The organism is Psychrobacter vallis (assembly GCF_904846715.1).
In the GTDB taxonomy this organism is placed as follows: Bacteria; Pseudomonadota; Gammaproteobacteria; order Pseudomonadales; family Moraxellaceae; genus Psychrobacter; species Psychrobacter vallis.
The window spans coordinates 225933-243691 of the sequence record NZ_CAJHBU010000001.1; the positions used below are offsets into that span (position 1 = coordinate 225933).

Consider the following 17759-nt stretch of genomic DNA (forward strand, 5'->3'; position numbering starts at 1 on the left):
TAGGATTTTATAGTGTCCATTGTTTTAGATTTATTACAAACCATCCCAACTTGGCACTTAGTAGGCTTGTTTGTGGCTGGCATGCTTGCTTTTATTATCTCTATAATATCGGGTGGTGGCGGTGCCATATTACTGATACCTGTCACTTCTTGGATGCTCGGGGCAACAGCTGCAGCTCCTGTGATCAATTTGGCCACTTTTGTTAGTAACGGCTCGCGGATGTATCTATTCTGGCATGATATTGATTGGTCATTGACCAAATATTACGTGCCAAGTGCTCTCGTCGGGGCATGGCTGGCAGCATTGATATTTAGTCGCTTGGAAGCAGGCTGGATTCAGTTATTGATTGGCGTATTTTTAGTGTCTACCATCTTCCAATATAAGTTCGGCAAAGTCAGTAAAACCTTTGATATGCCCAAAGTAGGCTTTATACCGTTAGGCTTTGTCATTGCCTTTATGAGCACATTGGTGGGTGGTCTCGGTCCTATACTGAACCCCTTTTATATGAATTCTGGACTAGAAAAAGAAAACCTTATCGCCACCAAAACGGCCAATTCTTTTTTTGTGGGTATTATACAAATCGCTAGCTACGCTTTTTTTGGCTTACTCACTGCCAAGCTTTGGGTCTATGGTCTTGTGTTAGGATTGGGTGCGGTTATTGGCAATATCATTGGCAAACGCTTTTTGGCGGGAATGAGCATTAGTCAGTTTAGAATTATGCTACTCATACTCATGGTCATCAGTGGTTTAATCATGATAATAAGAAATATCAATGTAATTTTCTAATCCGTTTTTATTAACACTGTTTTATTTTTTGCCGTGGGCCAAACTCTCAACAGCCAAAAGGCTGTCCTAGACTATTTTATCTAGAGCAACCCTACAGACTGAACCACCCTACTATTCCGCATCATCTAATAGTTTGTTAAGCGCCTCTACCATGGCATCATCTATGATGTTATTTTCTACATAGCTTACTATCTCATCGATGGTCGTCAGATCCATTTCTCGAATACCTAAGCTCGCTAGCTGCTCATTAATAGAGTCTAAACTGTCATTACTCTCAGCATCATCCAATAGATTTTCTTCGAATCTTCCTCTGACGAACCAATACATTTTTTCTAGCACGGTTTCTTTTTTGGTCAACGTAGAATAACCATCGCCATAAATGAATAAATTAAAATGATACGGTATCTCTACATCGTTAATGAAAAAAGTACGCTGACATTCTAACGTATAGGCTTGAAGCTCTTCATTTTCGACATCTTTATCTTCTTGAACGCCTGCCTCTTCTTTATTGTCTTCATCATATTCAATCGCTTCTTCTATCAATCCGCCTAGTATTTGATAGTCGCCTACTTTGATTTTATGATTGTAAATGATACTAGAGTCCGCTATCGCATCGAAAATAATGGCACTGACATCCAAGGTATGATTATCAATGTCGTAAAACGCTTTTAGCGCGGGCAAAAACTCTGTCAGCTTTTCTTCAGGTACTGGAATAAGAAACTGCTGCTCGTATATTTTAATCATGTCTTCAGGCGCATAGGTATTGGCACTATCAGTCTCGTTTCTACCTGTAGGCTGCAGCGGTAAAAAATTATACGGGTTATTAACGGTCATTTGAAACGGCCTTTTTATTTGGGTTAGCTTTGTTGAATATCTATTGTCTACTATCTATGGGCGTATTGTCTCTTATTCAGACGCTTTTGGATATACCGTTATAAAAATACCAGTTCAATCAGTCTTATCCAGTGACTAGCCATTACAAGTATCTACGCTTGTAAATTTACCTTAAAAAACAATAATTTTTTACCAAATTCACGCCACTTCTTGTATTGTTTGACTCAATCAAAAATAAGGCAAGCCCTTGATTTTGTAACTGAACATTCCATAACAGAATCGCGTTAAAAGATGTTCGTCAAGTTACAGAACTTACGCCAAAGTAAACACTCTTCTTATCAAAAATTGATTGGGTCTATGGCAAACTCATGATAAGGCTTGGTTGATTATTGGTTATTTCTCTATAAACCACGACTTAACGACCTGTTGTCTTTTTGCACATAGATCATCTCGAACTTGGGTTAAATAAGGCCAAAACATAATGCCGCTCTATTCCAAAAGAAAAAATGTGACTTCAGCAAGGATGCCCCGCTTGAATTTATCACCTATATATATCAGGCCAAATAACTTTGCCGATTACTTATCCCATCAGCAGAACTATTATTTGTTTTTAGATATAGATGGCACGCTTGCAGACTTTACGCTCAATCCAAAAGACAGTGTTATCCCAGATGCAACATTAACGCTTTTACAAAAAATCCAAAGTCACGGTGTCAAAATCGCTGCCATCACAGGACGCAGCCTGATAGAAGCAAAGCAGATGCTCTTCCCTATGACATTACCCATTGCAGCGACTCACGGATTAGAAATAGCGTTTGATGATGAGACAGACAATGACGGTATCACTATTGATATCACCGAGCTGTCTACCATTAGGCAAGCCATAATCGACTCTTGCACACCTTATAGTGACTTCATTATAGAAACCAAACCCTATTCTGTCGCCTTACACTATCGGCAAAACCCTACTCTAGCCGATGTGGCTGATAGCATTGTGTCAACCGTTCTGGACAGTCACGCTGATTGGACAGTAAAGCTAGGAAAATATGTGTTTGAAATTGTGCCAAAGGGGATAAATAAAGGCGCCGCCATTTTGAGTTTACTAGAAAAAATGCAAACCAGTGAGACGTCTTGTGCGATTTTTATCGGTGATGATGTCACTGACGAGGCAGGATTTATAGCAATACAAGAGGGAGACGGGGCAATAGAAAACGCCTTCTCGCCAACAACTAGCATGGGCATTAAAGTGGGTACTGAACCAACCTGCGCCCATTATTATGTAAATGACATTTCTGAAGTAACGGTTCTACTTCAAAGCTTTTTAAGCTTTTGCCAAAAACACGGTAGTCGCTCTGTCAACTCAGTAGACAGCAATCCTTTGTCATCAAAAAAAGTAACGAGGCCTATTATATGAGTCGCTTAGTAGTCTTATCGAATCGAGTTAAGCTGCCAGATAGCGGGCCAATGGCAGGTGGGCTTGCGGTCGCATTAGAAGATGTTTTAATGGGTAATTCAGTCATTTGGATGGGCTGGAATGGCGACGTTATAGACACTCATGATTGCTGTGCCTGTGCTACCAATAAGTTTGATAGTAGCAAACAAATCTCCTTAGCGAGTGCTGGCGAGCTTGGGGCTAGTACCACCATCACCTATGTAACGACTGCCCTCACCAGCCAACAGTATGCGCACTTTTACTGCGGATTTGCCAATAATGTACTGTGGCCGTTATTGCATGAGCAACCCGATTTGATCAGCCAAGCGCCAGAAGATTACGCAGGCTATCAAGCCGTTAACCGTCTTTTCGCGCGACAGCTAAAAAAAATCCTCCAGCCTGACGACGTCATTTGGGTGCATGATTACCATTTTTTAAGCGTGGCCTACTATTGCAGACAGTTAGGAATCAAAAATCGTATTGGCTTCTTTTTGCACATTCCTTTTGCCTCACTACCGTATTGGCAAACACTTGATAAAACCCCAACGCTGATTGAGCACCTTGCCCATTATGATGTGCTCGGCACGCAAACTCAGCAAGATAAAGCCAACTGCCTCGCCGTCGTCGAGCATTATTTACAAAGCCACTTTTTAAAAGAACCCTATTTAAAAGAGTCGCAAATAACGGCGTCGTATACAGAGCATGGCTTTTTCCATACGCCCAAATCAGTGCCTACACAATTAGTGCTTAATTTAGACTGGTGTAACCAGCACAGATTGACGATCAACGCTTATCCAATCGGCGTAAACGTCGCAAGAATACAGAATCAGGTCATTGATTTATCCTTTCAATCGGCAAAAAACAGTCAGAAAAAAGAGGCCATAAAACCTGCCACCCAACAAATCATTGCCGTTGATAGGATTGATTATTCTAAAGGTTTGTTAGAGCGTTTTTCGGCGTATCACGCTTTTTTGCAGCAGTATCCAATGTATCAAAACCAGCTGCAATTCTTACAAATTGCGTGCCCTAGCCGCTTAGATTTACCCATTTATCGACGACTTTATGATGATGTCACGCAAGCGGTGAATAATATCAATCAGCAGTTTTCTGCCAATGAATTTAAGACAGGAAATATTGGAGGCAGTGATATTAAAGGCCGTGCTGGTAACATTAACGGCTCTATAAACCACTGGAACGCCATCACATATAGCGAAGAGGTATTAAATCATCAAGCATTGATGACGGCATTTTGGCAAAGTGATATCGGTTGGGTGAACTCCCTAAAAGATGGCATGAACCTCGTCGCTAAAGAATATATCGCTGCCCAAAATCCTGATAACCCAGGTGTGTTGGTGTTGTCATGCTATGCAGGGGCTGCTGAGCAGATGCAAGCGGCGGTCCTGATTGACCCACTCCAACCCAGTAGCGTCATACAAGGTTTAAAAACCGCCTTGGAGATGCCCTTATCCGAGCGAAAGCGTCGTTATCAGGAATTATTGCATGGATTACAACAGAACAATTTGCACGTTTGGCAGCAAGATTTTTTAGATGATCTATATGATGATAAAAGACATCAAATGAATAACGAGCATCTAGATGTCTTTCAAATGCCTGAACCACAAGAATAATTAGGAGACGTGTATGTCATTATTAAATACCAGAAACTCTTTATTACAAAATATCAAATCTGCTATACAAGAGATCATTACCGCTGATCATCAATCCATCAGTACGTTTGTCATAACCGATACATTACGGCATGACATTATGAATATATTAGTGACTTATAGCGACAAAATACCTCACCCTGCCAGTGGCGACGCCGATAACTCACCAACCTTGATTCGTTGGCAGATTTTGGCATATATTGCAGGTATTGACCTAACGATTGCCAAATGGTTTGAGTCGCACTTAGACGCACTGAGTATTTTATATGAAGTAGGCTATAGCGAAGCGACACAAGGTTTATGGGCAGTTTGGGCAGCAGAAGGTCATCCTGACCCCATACGTTTTAAACAAGGCAAAATCAGTGGCACAAAATCATGGTGTTCAGGCGCCAATATCGTGGATCATGGTCTCATGACGTACCGAGATGAGGAGGGTCAATCACAACTGCTTGTTGTGCACATGAAGCAAGATGGGATCAATATTGATAATGGAGCATGGCAAGCGGTGGGAATGCAAGCCACTGATACGGCTACCATACAGTTCCATCAAGTAGTAGCCAGTAATGTTGGGGCGGCAAATGCGTATCTAGAACGTGTGGGATTTTGGCATGGCGCAGCAGGTGTGGCGGCTTGCTGGTATGGCGCAACGACTTCCATAGCTGACTATTTAATAAAGGCGTATCAGCAAAAACCGAATGATTATAAAGCCATGTATGTGGGGCAGATTGGTACGGCATTGGCAGTTACTCAGCAGTACTTTCATCACGTTTCTCACTTGATCGATAGTCAACCAAATCGCAGTCATGAACTTGCCATTCGCCAATTAAGAGCAAACGTCGAGCAGCTGGCGCGCGAAGTCATTGAAACCGTGGGACTGGCATTGGGAGCAGCCCCATTTTGCAGTAACGCCCATTTCGCAAGGCTATCAGCGGATTTGTCTGTGTTTATTCGACAAAGTCATGGCGCGTTCGATTTACAGAAAATTGGTGAGCTATCAAGTACTTTGGCCAGCGCTTTAACTCATGAAACAACTGATGGACAGGAAAATATATGGCAACTGTAACAACCAATATGACAGAAAATCATGCCTGTTCTGACTCATTATTTAGCGATAATGAGTCAGTGATCAGTACCAATGCTATAACAGATAACACGGCAACTTCTGAACACAATCATCCCATTGTCGGCGACCGTGTGATTGAGGGCGCTGGCACCAGTCAAGACGCGTGGCAAAATTGGCAAGGATTGCAAGACTTACCTCGATTGAATATTGCACGAAAATTCTTAGCAAACCAGCGCGTGTGTGTCTTTGCTCCGCATCCTGATGATGAAATTTTGGGCTGCGGCGGTATGCTGCAACAACTGGCGGCAAATGGCAATCCTATCATACTCGTTCACGTGACCAATGGCACGCAAAGCCATCCAGACTCGCAAATTTATCCACCGCAAACACTTGATGTCATTCGTCCACAAGAAAGCCTTGCGGCACTAGACGTATTGGGCATCTCTCATCAGGTGACGATTATTTCTTTAGATTTACCTGATGGTGATGTATTCGCCCAGCAGGACCAGTTTAATGAAAAACTGGCCACCATTATCCAGCCTGATGATGTTTTGGTGACGCCCTTTATCCATGATGGGCATCCTGACCATGAAGCAACAGGGCAAGTGGTCGCGGCCTTTGCCAAACAGCATAATCTCGCCTGTTATCAAGTATTAATTTGGGCGTGGCATTGGGCCAAGCCTGCCGATAGCCGCATTCCTTGGCACTCAGCCGTTAGATTGGACTTAACGGCTGAACAGCTACAGCGCAAAACTCAAGCCATTGCTTGCTTTGCAAGCCAAATCACCGTTGATGAAAGTACGGGTAATCCGCCTATTTTGTCGGCTCAAACCATCGCTAGAATTAGCCAGCTCTGGGAAGTTTATTTATATGAATCCTCTCTCTAAATCTACAACGAAAACCCATACCGATGGTTTAAAGGTATCCAAAGCCATGTGGGCAGACAGCGCCAATACTAAGGCTCACTCTAACACTTATTCAGAAACCTATTTTGATGCTTTATACAGTGACAGTACCGATCCGTGGCAATATCAGACCCGCTGGTACGAAAAACGCAAACGTGATATGTGTCTGGCGGTACTGCCCCACGCTCAATATGGTAATGCCATCGAATTGGGCTGTGGTAATGGGGTGTTTAGTGAATTACTTGCCCACCGTTGTCAGGCATTGGTCAGTATCGATGGTAATAAAAATGCGGTAGAACTTGCCAAACAACGCTTGGCGCAATCCTCTCATGTAAGGGTGATACAAGGAGTCATCCCTAATGGATTATTGACGCTAAACGAGACATTGTTAGGCGCTGATTCTTTATCAGATTCTTTATCAAACTGCCCGCCTCCCGATCAATCGCCCTTTGATTTGATTATTATTAGCGAAATTTTATATTATTTATCGCCCGCTGATATTGATAAGGTAGTCATTTGGATCGAACAAAACCTTGCTATAGGTGGCACATTACTATGCTGTCATTGGCGCTACCCTATCGATGGCTTTGAGATGACAGGTGAGACGGTGCACCAACGCTTATATCAAGCGTTTAATTTGACCGACGATGTAACAAGTAATGAGGCATTGAATGAAAAGGAGCAGCAAAAGCAACATCAAGGGACTTTTACGCATCAAAGTAAAATGGTAGATACCGATTTTTTATTGGATGTTTGGCAAAATTCTCCGAAGTCGGTCGCCATGCAAGAAAACTTAACATAATGGATATGACAATCAGTAAAATAATGCGAGGAAGATGAAGTCATGGCTGCTATAAAAATCGGTATTGTTATTCCCGCTCATAATGAGGCGATGACGATCAGCGATTGCTTAGCGTCGGTTCAGACCGCCATTGAGCAACTGCCCTCAAACATTTCGGCGTATCCGCTTGTGGTGCTTGATGGCTGTACCGATAATACACTGGCATTGGTCGAAAGCGCAGGTGTTGATTATATAGCGTGTGATTATCACTGTGTGGGACGAGTGCGAGATGTGGGCATTCGCCATGCTATAAAAAACGGTGCAAATTGGATTGCCTGTACAGATGCAGATTCAATCGTGATGCCAGATTGGCTGGTGGAGCAAGTTACTCATATTAAGCAGCAGCCTACCGATATGATTTGCGGCGTAGTAGACGTTGATAACTGGGCGCATCTGACATCACAAACGCGAGAAGCTTATATCGCGCATTATCAAGATATGATGGGACATCGTCATATTCATGGGGCAAATTTGAGCTTTAGGGATGAGGCCTATCTTGCTGTTGGCGGCTTTGCTCCCCTACGATGTCATGAAGACGTGGATTTGGTGAAAAATTTTGAAGATCAAGGCTATGATATTACTTGGAGCAACAGTGTCCGTGTGATTACCAGCAGCCGTTTAGAAGCGCGAGCGAGTGAAGGGTTTGCTACGTTTTTAGGGAATTTAGAAAAAAGCAATTTGTAAAGCATTAGGTGTTAGATATAAGGAATAGGCAACTTGCCAATAATATAGAACTCAGAAAACTACCTTGACATGGGAGAGGTCGCTAATTCACTTTATATAAGTCCAAACGTTCTATCGCTACTCTTCATGTAGTACCTAAACCTTATTGAAAATAACGACGTATACAAACAAAAAAAGCTACGATACGTATGCTCTTGCATCGCAGCTTTTAGGTGATTCAAATGTTTTATCGTTGCTGGCTATCAGACCCAGCCAGCTTCCAAAAGGTTCTCGGTATTACTGACTTTAAATTCATGATATAAATTAAAAAATACCATTGGGTCTTCAACATTATCGAGCAACTCGCGTTTATTCAGCGCGACAAACATAGCGAGCGCATAAGCGGCAGAGTGGATAGATTTCTTTGGATTAAACTCCAAATCAGTAAAAGCCTGATATTGCATCACTTCTTCATGCAGCTGAGTATTTTGTTTTAGGGCATTCACATACAGCCAATCATAAAAGGTGGTTAATGGCTCGACACTCCATTCCATACCAAAATAGTTATAGCCAATCAGTTCACCCGAGGTTATTAATCGCTCGTCCTTTTTGGCTTGTCTTGGCGGCGCACTTAGCAAATCAGTATAAGGGCCACCGTCCTCAAAAATCATACTACTTTGAAAGGCATTTTCGACACTATACTGACTACCGTCATCACTCGTAAGCTTTAAGCTCAATGGACTTAGCGGAAAACTTAACTTGTTGCCAGACTTACTGGACAGCTCTAAAACGTGACTGAACCCATATTTTTTGCGAATGACTTGATGCATATCATTGATGGATTTTTTCTTTTGTCGACTCGCAAACCCTACATGCCGCTCGAACCGAACCATGTCCGTTTTTACCAGATTGTCACTGGTGACTCTCGGCATAAATACAGGTCTGTGTTCTACAGCGTCTGGTGTTTGTTGCATAGGGTTCTGTCTTTGTTCCATAGCGATGTGCCTTATATCAGTATTCAATGGTCTTGTATAAATGTTCTTTCATAACGGGTTTGGCATAAATATAATCGGTATCAAATAAAATAAATACGCAGCGTTATGATGCGAAAGAGGCGCTGATCGGTTTCAATGAAAGCATACTGGCGCATTTTTTTGGTCACGAAAAAAGTCTGTTAGTATACTGAATTTACCAAGTTTATCCCTACTGTTTCTTCAGAATAACGCAATTTTCTGCCATCTTATTGAATCAGTTATGGTTGATCCAATTTGAAAGTGGTACAAGGCAACCGAGTACAGGTGTATATGTAATACTTCAAGCGAGGTTAACGCTGTAACTCTTTTATAGTGTATTGACTATATCAAATTATCCAGCGGATCAATCGTCCGAGAACACCTCGCTTTTGTCTGCCATCTTTAACAAAATCTCGGCAGGTGCAAAACGTTCACCGTATTGAGCCGCAAGCGCACGACTGCGCAAGATAAATGCCTCCAAACCCATGGCATTGATAAACTGTAACGTACCGCCGTGATGAGGCGCAAAGCCCCAACCAAAGATAGAGCCAATATTGGCATCAGCGACAGAGCGTACGACGTTTTCTCCATAACACTTGGCAGATTCATTGGCTTGAATAAACATTAACCGATCAACCAAATCCTGCTGGGGTGGTTGCTCAGCATTTGGTGGATATAGCGTTATCAGTTCAGGCCATAAATGTTTGTCACCATTGTCCAAATATTCATAAAAGCCTTTGCCGCTCTTTTTGCCTTCGCGCTTATACTCATTGACCAGCGTTTTGAGTATTTCATAAGAAGGACGCACCTCAACAGGCTTGCCCTCAGCTGCTAGATCAAGCTGCTGCTGTTCGCTGACGTGCAATGCCAAACTCAATGACACTTCATCTTGTAGCGCCAGTGGTGGCATGGGCATCCCTGTTTTCATGCCAGCAACCTCGATGCTGCGCGGATGAACGCCCTCGCCCAACATAGCAATGCCCTCTGTGACATAAGTGCCAAATACGCGCGAGGTATAAAACCCGCGACTGTCATTAACCACGATAGGCGTTTTGCCAATTTGCAGCACATAATCAAAAGCTTTGGCTAAAGTTGCATCGTCAGTTTGCTCACCCATGATGATCTCAACCAATGACATCTTATCAACTGGCGAAAAAAAGTGCAGGCCGATAAATTGGTTCGGGCGCATGCTGGCTTTTGCCAGTCCAGTGATGGGTAGTGTTGAGGTATTAGAGGCATAGATAGCCGTGTTAGCAATCACCGCTTCACTCTGTTCGGTACACTTGGCTTTAATCTTACGATTCTCAAACACCGCTTCGATAATAAGATCGCAGTCTGCCAAATCATCGTAGGAAATGGTCGGTTTGATGCGATCTAATAGCCCTTGTTTTTTCTCTTCAGTCGATTGCTGACGACTGATTGCTTTATCAAGAATTTTAGCAGAGTAGTCTCTGCCTTTTTCAGCTCCTGCTATTTCGGTATCCAATAAAATGACGTCTATGCCCGCTTTGGCAGTGACATAAGCAATGCCCGCGCCCATCATGCCAGCACCCAAAATACCAACTTTTTTGGTTTGCGTCTGCGCAAACCCTTGAGGACGAGATTGACCTTTTTTAATGCTATTGAGCTGAGTCCATAGCGTGTTAATCATGTTTTTCGATTCAGAAGACAGCACGCAAGCCGCAAAGTAACGCGACTCAATCTCAAGTCCAGTATCAATGTCCACTAAGCATCCTTCAAACACGCAAGACATGATATGGGTAATCGCTGGATGATTGCCATGTGATTTTTGATTTGCCACAGCTGGCGCAACTGAAAAAACGGGCACGACTTTCGAATGCTTACTATCGCCACCAGGGATTTTGAAGCCTTTTTTATCCCACGGCTGCTGTGCGTGAGGATTATTATGAATCCAGTCCTTGGCTTGTTTTAGCATATCTGCTTTATCAGTGGCAACGGCATCTATTAGACCCAAATCTCTCGCAGCGGCTGGATGCGCCGCTTTACCCTGAGTCATTAGCATCAATGCCGATTCAATACCTATTAAACGTGGTAAACGCTGAGTACCACCGCCGCCCGGCAACAAGCCCAGTTTGACTTCAGGCAGGCCTAGTTTGGTTTTAGGTAAGTCAATAGCAATACGATAGTGACATGCTAGCGCCAGCTCTAAACCACCGCCCAGCGCTGTTCCCGTTATGGCCGCAACGACAGGTTTTCCTGACTGCTCAAGCTTACGTAAACTGCGTTTGAGGTCTTGGGTCAATGCAAACGCTTGCTCAGCCGTTTCAATATGAGCCAGTTGATCGATATCTGCACCAACGACAAACGTTTCTTTACCTGATGTGAGAATTAATCCTTTGGCAGCGTCATCGCTGATAAAGCTGTTTGCTATCGTTGATAAAGCCTCTGTAAAGCCATCACCGATGACATTCATTTTACGATTCGCTTGATCGATAATGACGGTGACAATGCCATCAGCGTCACGCTGAACAGAGAAGTTTTTCAGCGTGTTAATTGAATCAATACTGTCTTTCGCGCTATCTATTCCATTATTATTTATAGTCATTTTTCGTTCCTTGAATAATCCTTTAGATAATACCCTGCTTCCAATATACAGACGCTTAGCTGTCTAAACACGTTCAATGATGGTCGCAATACCCATGCCACCACCCACACAAAGCGTAATCATAGCCGTCTTTAGATCACGGCGCTCTAACTCATCAAGGACAGTTGTCATCAGCATCGCACCCGTTGCCCCAAGCGGATGACCCATGGCGATAGCTCCGCCATTGACATTCACGATATCGAGCGAGAGTCCAAAATCATCGGCAGTATTCAGTGGTATGGCGGCGAAGGCCTCATTGATCTCCCATAGATCGATATCAGCGGCTTGCATGCGCGCTTTTTTGAGGGCTTTTTGACAGGCAGGCGTGGGACCTGTCAGCATAATGGCAGGTTCTGAGCCAATAACTGAGGCCATTGTGATTTTGGCGCGTGGTTTTAACCCTGCTTTTTTACCAGCGGCAGCACTACCGATCAAACAGATAGCAGCACCATCGACGATGCCCGAAGAGTTGCCCGCATGATGCACGTGATTGACGGCTTCAATGGTGGTATATCTGTCTAATATCACGCTATCAAAGCCCATTTTTCCGAGCTTAATAAAAGAAGGGTTAAGACCAGCCAAAGTTTCGACAGTGGTATTGGGAAGGATGGTTTCATCTTTAGCCAATAGCATCATGCCATTGAGATCCGTAACAGGGACAACGGATTTGTCATAATAACCCTGCTCCCAAGCGTGGGTGGCACGGCGATGCGATTCCGTGGCAAAGGCATCGACATCAGTACGACTAAAGCCTTTGAGCGTCGCGATAGTGTCCGCGCCAACCCCTTGCGGCACATAGTGCGTGGCTTCATTGACGCGTGGATCCATATACCAAGCACCGCCGTCAGAGCCCATCGGTACGCGGCTCATGGATTCTACGCCACCTGCCACCACCATATCCTCCATACCTGACATGACTTTGGCAGCGGCCAGATTGATGGACTCTAGGCCAGATGCACAAAATCGAGACAAGGTCAGACCTGCCACACTTTGCGCCCAGCCCGCATCAATGACAGCGAGACGCGCAATATCCGAGCCTTGCTCACCAACAGGTGTCACGCAGCCAAGCACCACGTCATCAACCAAGCTGGTATCCAAATTATGGCGCTGCTGCATCTCTTTTAATAAAGTACGAACCAGCCAAATCGGTGATGCCTGATACAAAGAGCCATCCTTTTTTCCTTTACCACGCGGCGTGCGAATAGCCTCATAAATGTACGCAAACTCAGTCATAAAAATCCCTTTTTTATGGTTCAAATAAATAACAATCGTAATTTAGTCAGCTTACTTACTGAATACTCGTTTGGTTATCCATATCTAAAATCAGAGTAGCAAGAAACACCAGTGCAAGTACTATATTTTATAGACTATGCAGGTTTAACATCACTCTTCATATTTTTTGACATATAGGGGCTGTATAAAAAAGATACAGCAGGACTGGGAAGAATTTTTTGCAGCCTCTGTCGGCGCAGGCACAGCACGCAAGAAAAATTTGTAGCAGTCCTACGTCATGATGTCGTGTATTCACTTTATTTAGGATTGATTATAGCTATAAAAATATTTGTCTTCTCCAAAAAACAAAAACCCCACGATAAAGTGGGGTTTGGTTCATCTGAATCTGCATGTTGCTAGGGCGTGTCATTAATATGAAGGAAAATGGTTAAATATTCGTATATCGAAGCTTCTACACGCTACTGGATTTTGGCAAACTGTACTTTAAGCTATTGATCACCTTGTTATTCTGTTCAGTCATCAGCTCGTAGCCTTTAATCATTCCGTCAAAAGGCAAACCACCTTCGTAACGCTGGTAATGCTCACAAATACTTTCTTTCACAATCAAATGACGCTCTGCTTCCTCTAATTCGGCAAAGTCGTCCGGCAAACGTATATAAGCCAAACGCGAGGCGCTACTACGCGCCAGCCAATTTGCACCATCAAACTCAAATGCTATTTTCGCTTGCAAGCTGTAGCTTGGTAAAGACTGAGAACCATGCGCCAAATCGTATTTGATTTTGGCAATATCTTCTGAAAATGGCGTATAAGGTATCTCAAGCACCATAAACAATTTGGTTAAAAATTCGTCAGCCGTAAAGTGTTTGTCAATATAGCTACCATCAAGCCCAAGATGTTTGTTCGACAGCACATGTCGCAGCCGCTCACAGGCAGGTATGGTATGTTTTAAAGGATAACCCATGGCTTTGACGATATCTTGCGAACACAGTTTCAGCGTGTCTATTTGATTGACCGCGTATTGTGCCAGAGGGTGACGGGGATGATAACGACGGGTATATTTGGATGGGTTGGCAATGTGGCTCATGATATTAAACACCTTATACTCCTGTAACTCCGACGAAAAAGGTTGAAATACGCCCAAATAGGCAAATAAAATCAGGCACAAATGAGGATGTCGGAGTACAGGCTCATGCGCTTTACCAGAAGTGTTTTATATCGTGCTGGAAGTTGCAAGGTTTGTACGCCATTATTTTATTGCAATAATAATTGATAATTGGCAGACAAAACTGTTAAACCCACGATAGAGCATTCAATAATGATAGCACATCAAATGATAAGAAATAAATACTGATACAAGCGCTCGTTATCAAAAAAACCCTTTAACTGTGACCATTAGCTTGGTATCTTGCCACCCTATCCCTATATCACCTAATATTTCGACCTCACTTTTGGCTAATTCCTTTATGGTATTGGCACCTGATTTGTATTGGATTTTATGACACATAACCTTGAGACGAGCACAAGCTCGCGCCGAACTCAGTATTTTCAAGTATTTTTGATGGGCGTTAGTGCGTTCATTATGAATACCACCGAATTTGTCCCTGTTGCCTTATTAAGTGACATTGCCCAAGATTTTTCTATCACGACGGCAGAGACTGGTTGGATGTTGACGCTTTATGCGTGGATCGTCGCTGCCATGTCATTGCCACTGATGCTGCTGACCAGTCGGTTTGAGCGCAAGCGTTTGCTTTTGGCATTGTTTGCGGTATTTATCGTGAGCCATGCTCTGTCAGTATTTGCGTGGAGCTTTAACGTGTTGCTCATTAGCCGCGTTGGGATTGCCTTGTCTCATGCGATATTTTGGTCAATCACAGCGGCGATAGCCATACGTGTGGCGCCTGAAGGCAAAAAAGCACTGGCACTTAGTGTGCTGGCAACGGGTACGTCATTGGCGATGGTACTGGGCGTGCCACTAGGACGACTGGTGGGACAATGGTTTGGCTGGCGCGCAACATTTGGCGGCATTGGCGTGATTGCTTTGGTTGTCTTTGTGCTGCAAGCGAGGCTCTTGCCCACCCTGCCCAGCATGTTTGAAGGATCTTTTAGAAAAATCCCAGAGTTGCTCAAAAACCCTATGCTGGTCTGTCTATACTTGCTTATTTTGCTCGTCTTTACAGCACACTATACCGCTTACTCTTATATCGAGCCGTTCATGCGTCAAGTTGGCTCAATCAGTGAAAACTCAGCCACTTTTATCCTGTTATTATTCGGTGTGGCAGGCATTGCGGGCAGTGTGATATTTAGTCGCTGGGGTGACAGATTCAATACTAGGTTGATGCTGATATCGACGATACTGATGCTGGCGTCCATGCTCGTGTTGTTGTTTGCCGTGACGTCTGTATGGGCGCTCAGTGTGATTGCGCTGCTTTGGGGTGCGGCACTGATGTTGCTGATTATCTCCATGCAAGCCAAGGTGCTCATGGTAGATGTCAGCGCCCAAGACATGCTGATGTCGATGTTCTCAGGCATTATTAATTTAGGAATTGGGGCTGGTGCTTTGTTCGGCGGTTATGCGGTGACGCACATTTCTCTGTCGAGCGTGGGGTATGTTGGGGCAGCTATTGCTGCTGTGGCTTTGCTACTAATGCTATTTATGATAAGGCACTTTCCTGAGTTAAGTAGAAGGCTTGGCTAATTGAACGCCATACATTTAGAAAACTATAATCAAAATGATTGCTAGCCTTCTAAAAAGTAGTTACACTCGATTGACAAACTATTACATTCACGACAAGGAAGTCGCTATGCCTCGTAATACCGCTCGCTGCATGGTCAGCCATACTACTCTCAAAACCTTTACCAAAAGCATGCTTGCTATTAGCCTATCTATTGCCGGTATTGCTCAAGCAAACGCTTATAGTAGTGTCACCTTTTTTGGCGACAGTTTAACAGATGGTGGATATTTTAGCCCACTCACTCAAGGTACGTTTGGACTTGAAGAGTCAGGTCAGTTTACTACCAATCCTGACAATACATGGGCGACGTCGTTCGCTGAACAGCTTGGCACTACTGCTGTCGCCAATACCTATGACGGTAGCCAAACGGGTAATAACTACGCTATCGGCGGTGCAAGAGCAGGCGTAGACGTCACGGCGTTTAATCTTCCAGTTGCTTCTGCCAATAGCCAAGTTAATAGTTATATCGCTAATAATCGAGTAGACCCTAATGGACTGTATGTGGTATGGGCAGGCGCAAATGATTTGCTTACGGCTTCTGCAGATCCTGCTAATGCTCAAACCACTATACTGTCCGCCGTCGCTAGCCAAACCGAAACGATTAATACTCTAAAAAATAATGGTGCAAACTATATTTTAGTGCCTAACATTCCTGATGTCGGTCTAACACCTAGGGCAATTGAACAAGGGCCTGTAGCACAAGCGCAAAGCACTTATATCACTAATTTATATAATCAATTTATGTATAATGGTGCCACTTCTACGGGCGCTAATATTATACCGTTAGATACTTTTGATTTATTACAACAAATCGCTGACAACCCTGCTGCTTATGGCTTTACTAATGTCACTACACCCGCTTGTAACACGAACAATTCACTATTATGTGGATCAAACGACTTACAAACGCCCAACGCTAACGAAACTTACTTTTTCGCGGATGGTATACACCCAACCGGTAGTGCACATCAAATGATTGCCGACTATGCAAATGCTGTCGTCACCGCCCCTAGCCTAATAGGAGTCTTACCACATATTGCCACGACAGCCGGACTGGCAACCAATGAGCGCTTACAGTCGCACATCAATCAAATCCAAAGCAGCGAGCAAAAACCTGCCCGTACACTATGGGCAATAGGCGAAGTTGAGAATCAAGACATTGCAGGATTTGAAGATGACGGTAATACACAAGTACTACTGGGCGTAGACTTTGCTCATCCTAACTCAGCAAACGCGGTAACAGGCTTATATGGCAATATCACCCAAAAAGATTTTAAAAACTCAGGCGTCGATACTGGTTTGGATAATATTGAGCTAGAAGAGGTTGGTTTCGGCGTCTATCATAGTAATACGTTAGACAATCTTGGCGGTGTACAACTCAATGGGGCAGTTGGTTTTGGTAACATGGAAGTTGATGTTACACGCGCGGTCACACTTGGCAGCAACAGACAACAATTTAAATCAAATGCTGATGGTAAGCGTTACTATGCCAATGTGCAGGCAGGATATCCAATGCAAGTAAGCAATATTGCTATCACGCCTTATATTGGTGCAACAGCTAGCCGCGTAAAAATAGATGAACTTAAAGAACAAGAAATGTCCGGCATCGCCATGCAATTCGATGAGCAAAAATATACGACGACTTATGGCAAGCTTGGGGTCAAAGCCAATCGCAACCTGATTGAAAACCTTAATTTATTTGGTGATATTCATTACCAAAAACAGCTAAGTGATAATCGCGAAGCAGCAACAGCACGCTTAAATACGTTGTCTGATATTAGCTTTAGCACGCCCATGATCGAAACTGATGATGATAATTTTGGGATGACGCTTGGCCTATCCAGAAACTTTGGCCTATTGAATGCTAATGCTGGCGTTACACACTCACAAGGCGATGATGACAAAACAACTAGCGTATTCGTTGGGCTGAGCGGCGCATTCTAAGCAAGTCTTTAATTCTAACATCACGGTATAGGCGATGATTT

14 protein-coding genes are annotated in these 17759 nt (G+C 43.6%); 9 read left to right on the top strand and 5 right to left on the bottom strand.

Annotated elements, in window-relative coordinates:
* Positions 1-12: 12 nt before the first annotated feature.
* Positions 13-786, top strand: a complete 774-nt coding sequence (locus JMY02_RS00945; RefSeq protein ID WP_227678351.1) for a sulfite exporter TauE/SafE family protein — start codon at positions 13-15, stop codon at positions 784-786.
* Between the two features lie 111 nt (positions 787-897).
* On the opposite strand, the gene JMY02_RS00950 is transcribed toward JMY02_RS00945, so the two are convergent.
* Entirely contained in the window at positions 898-1620 is a 723-nt protein-coding gene (locus tag JMY02_RS00950; RefSeq protein WP_201594268.1) for a hypothetical protein, read from the bottom strand.
* Between the two features lie 523 nt (positions 1621-2143).
* Here JMY02_RS00950 and otsB point away from each other — a divergent pair.
* Genes otsB through JMY02_RS00980 form a run of 6 tightly spaced genes read left to right on the top strand, consistent with a single transcriptional unit; the run spans position 2144 to position 8212 of the window.
* Positions 2144-3034 (top strand): trehalose-phosphatase, encoded by an 891-nt coding sequence (otsB, locus tag JMY02_RS00955; RefSeq protein ID WP_227678365.1) that lies wholly within the window; start codon positions 2144-2146, stop codon positions 3032-3034.
* Positions 3031-4680 carry an alpha,alpha-trehalose-phosphate synthase (UDP-forming) gene (locus JMY02_RS00960; RefSeq protein WP_201594272.1) on the top strand — a complete coding sequence of 550 codons (1650 nt, stop codon included), beginning with the start codon at positions 3031-3033 and terminating at the stop codon, positions 4678-4680. Before otsB ends, JMY02_RS00960 begins: the two co-directional genes overlap by 4 nt.
* Before the next feature lie 13 nt (positions 4681-4693).
* Positions 4694-5782 carry an acyl-CoA dehydrogenase gene (locus JMY02_RS00965; protein WP_201594274.1) on the top strand — a complete coding sequence of 363 codons (1089 nt, stop codon included), beginning with the start codon at positions 4694-4696 and terminating at the stop codon, positions 5780-5782.
* Positions 5770-6669 carry a PIG-L deacetylase family protein gene (locus JMY02_RS00970; RefSeq protein ID WP_227678352.1) on the top strand — a complete coding sequence of 300 codons (900 nt, stop codon included), beginning with the start codon at positions 5770-5772 and terminating at the stop codon, positions 6667-6669. The genes JMY02_RS00965 and JMY02_RS00970 overlap by 13 nt, the downstream gene beginning before the upstream one ends.
* On the top strand, positions 6653-7489 hold the full coding sequence (locus tag JMY02_RS00975; protein ID WP_406947696.1) for a class I SAM-dependent DNA methyltransferase: 837 nt from the start codon (positions 6653-6655) through the stop codon (positions 7487-7489). The genes JMY02_RS00970 and JMY02_RS00975 overlap by 17 nt, the downstream gene beginning before the upstream one ends.
* A gap of 51 nt (positions 7490-7540) precedes the next feature.
* A complete protein-coding gene (locus JMY02_RS00980; protein WP_201594437.1) occupies positions 7541-8212 on the top strand; it encodes a glycosyltransferase in 672 nt (223 codons plus the stop codon).
* Between the two features lie 242 nt (positions 8213-8454).
* Here JMY02_RS00980 and JMY02_RS00985 read toward each other — a convergent pair whose 3' ends face one another.
* The 4 genes from JMY02_RS00985 to JMY02_RS01000 form a co-directional block, all read right to left on the bottom strand.
* Positions 8455-9165, bottom strand: a complete 711-nt coding sequence (locus tag JMY02_RS00985; RefSeq protein ID WP_201594439.1) for a DarT1-associated NADAR antitoxin family protein — start codon at positions 9163-9165, stop codon at positions 8455-8457.
* Positions 9166-9568: 403 nt separating this feature from the next.
* Positions 9569-11770 carry a 3-hydroxyacyl-CoA dehydrogenase NAD-binding domain-containing protein gene (locus tag JMY02_RS00990; protein WP_201594276.1) on the bottom strand — a complete coding sequence of 734 codons (2202 nt, stop codon included), beginning with the start codon at positions 11768-11770 and terminating at the stop codon, positions 9569-9571.
* Between the two features lie 63 nt (positions 11771-11833).
* Positions 11834-13042, bottom strand: a complete 1209-nt coding sequence (locus JMY02_RS00995; protein WP_201594278.1) for an acetyl-CoA C-acetyltransferase — start codon at positions 13040-13042, stop codon at positions 11834-11836.
* A gap of 451 nt (positions 13043-13493) precedes the next feature.
* Complete coding sequence (locus JMY02_RS01000) at positions 13494-14126, bottom strand: hypothetical protein (protein WP_201594280.1); 633 nt, start codon at positions 14124-14126, stop codon at positions 13494-13496.
* A gap of 411 nt (positions 14127-14537) precedes the next feature.
* Here JMY02_RS01000 and JMY02_RS01005 point away from each other — a divergent pair, with 411 nt between their 5' ends.
* On the top strand, positions 14538-15737 hold the full coding sequence (locus JMY02_RS01005) for a sugar transporter (protein ID WP_201594282.1): 1200 nt from the start codon (positions 14538-14540) through the stop codon (positions 15735-15737).
* 106 nt (positions 15738-15843) lie between these two features.
* Positions 15844-17718, top strand: coding sequence for an autotransporter domain-containing protein (locus JMY02_RS01010; RefSeq protein ID WP_201594284.1), 1875 nt, complete (start codon positions 15844-15846; stop codon positions 17716-17718).
* Positions 17719-17759 lie beyond the last annotated feature (41 nt).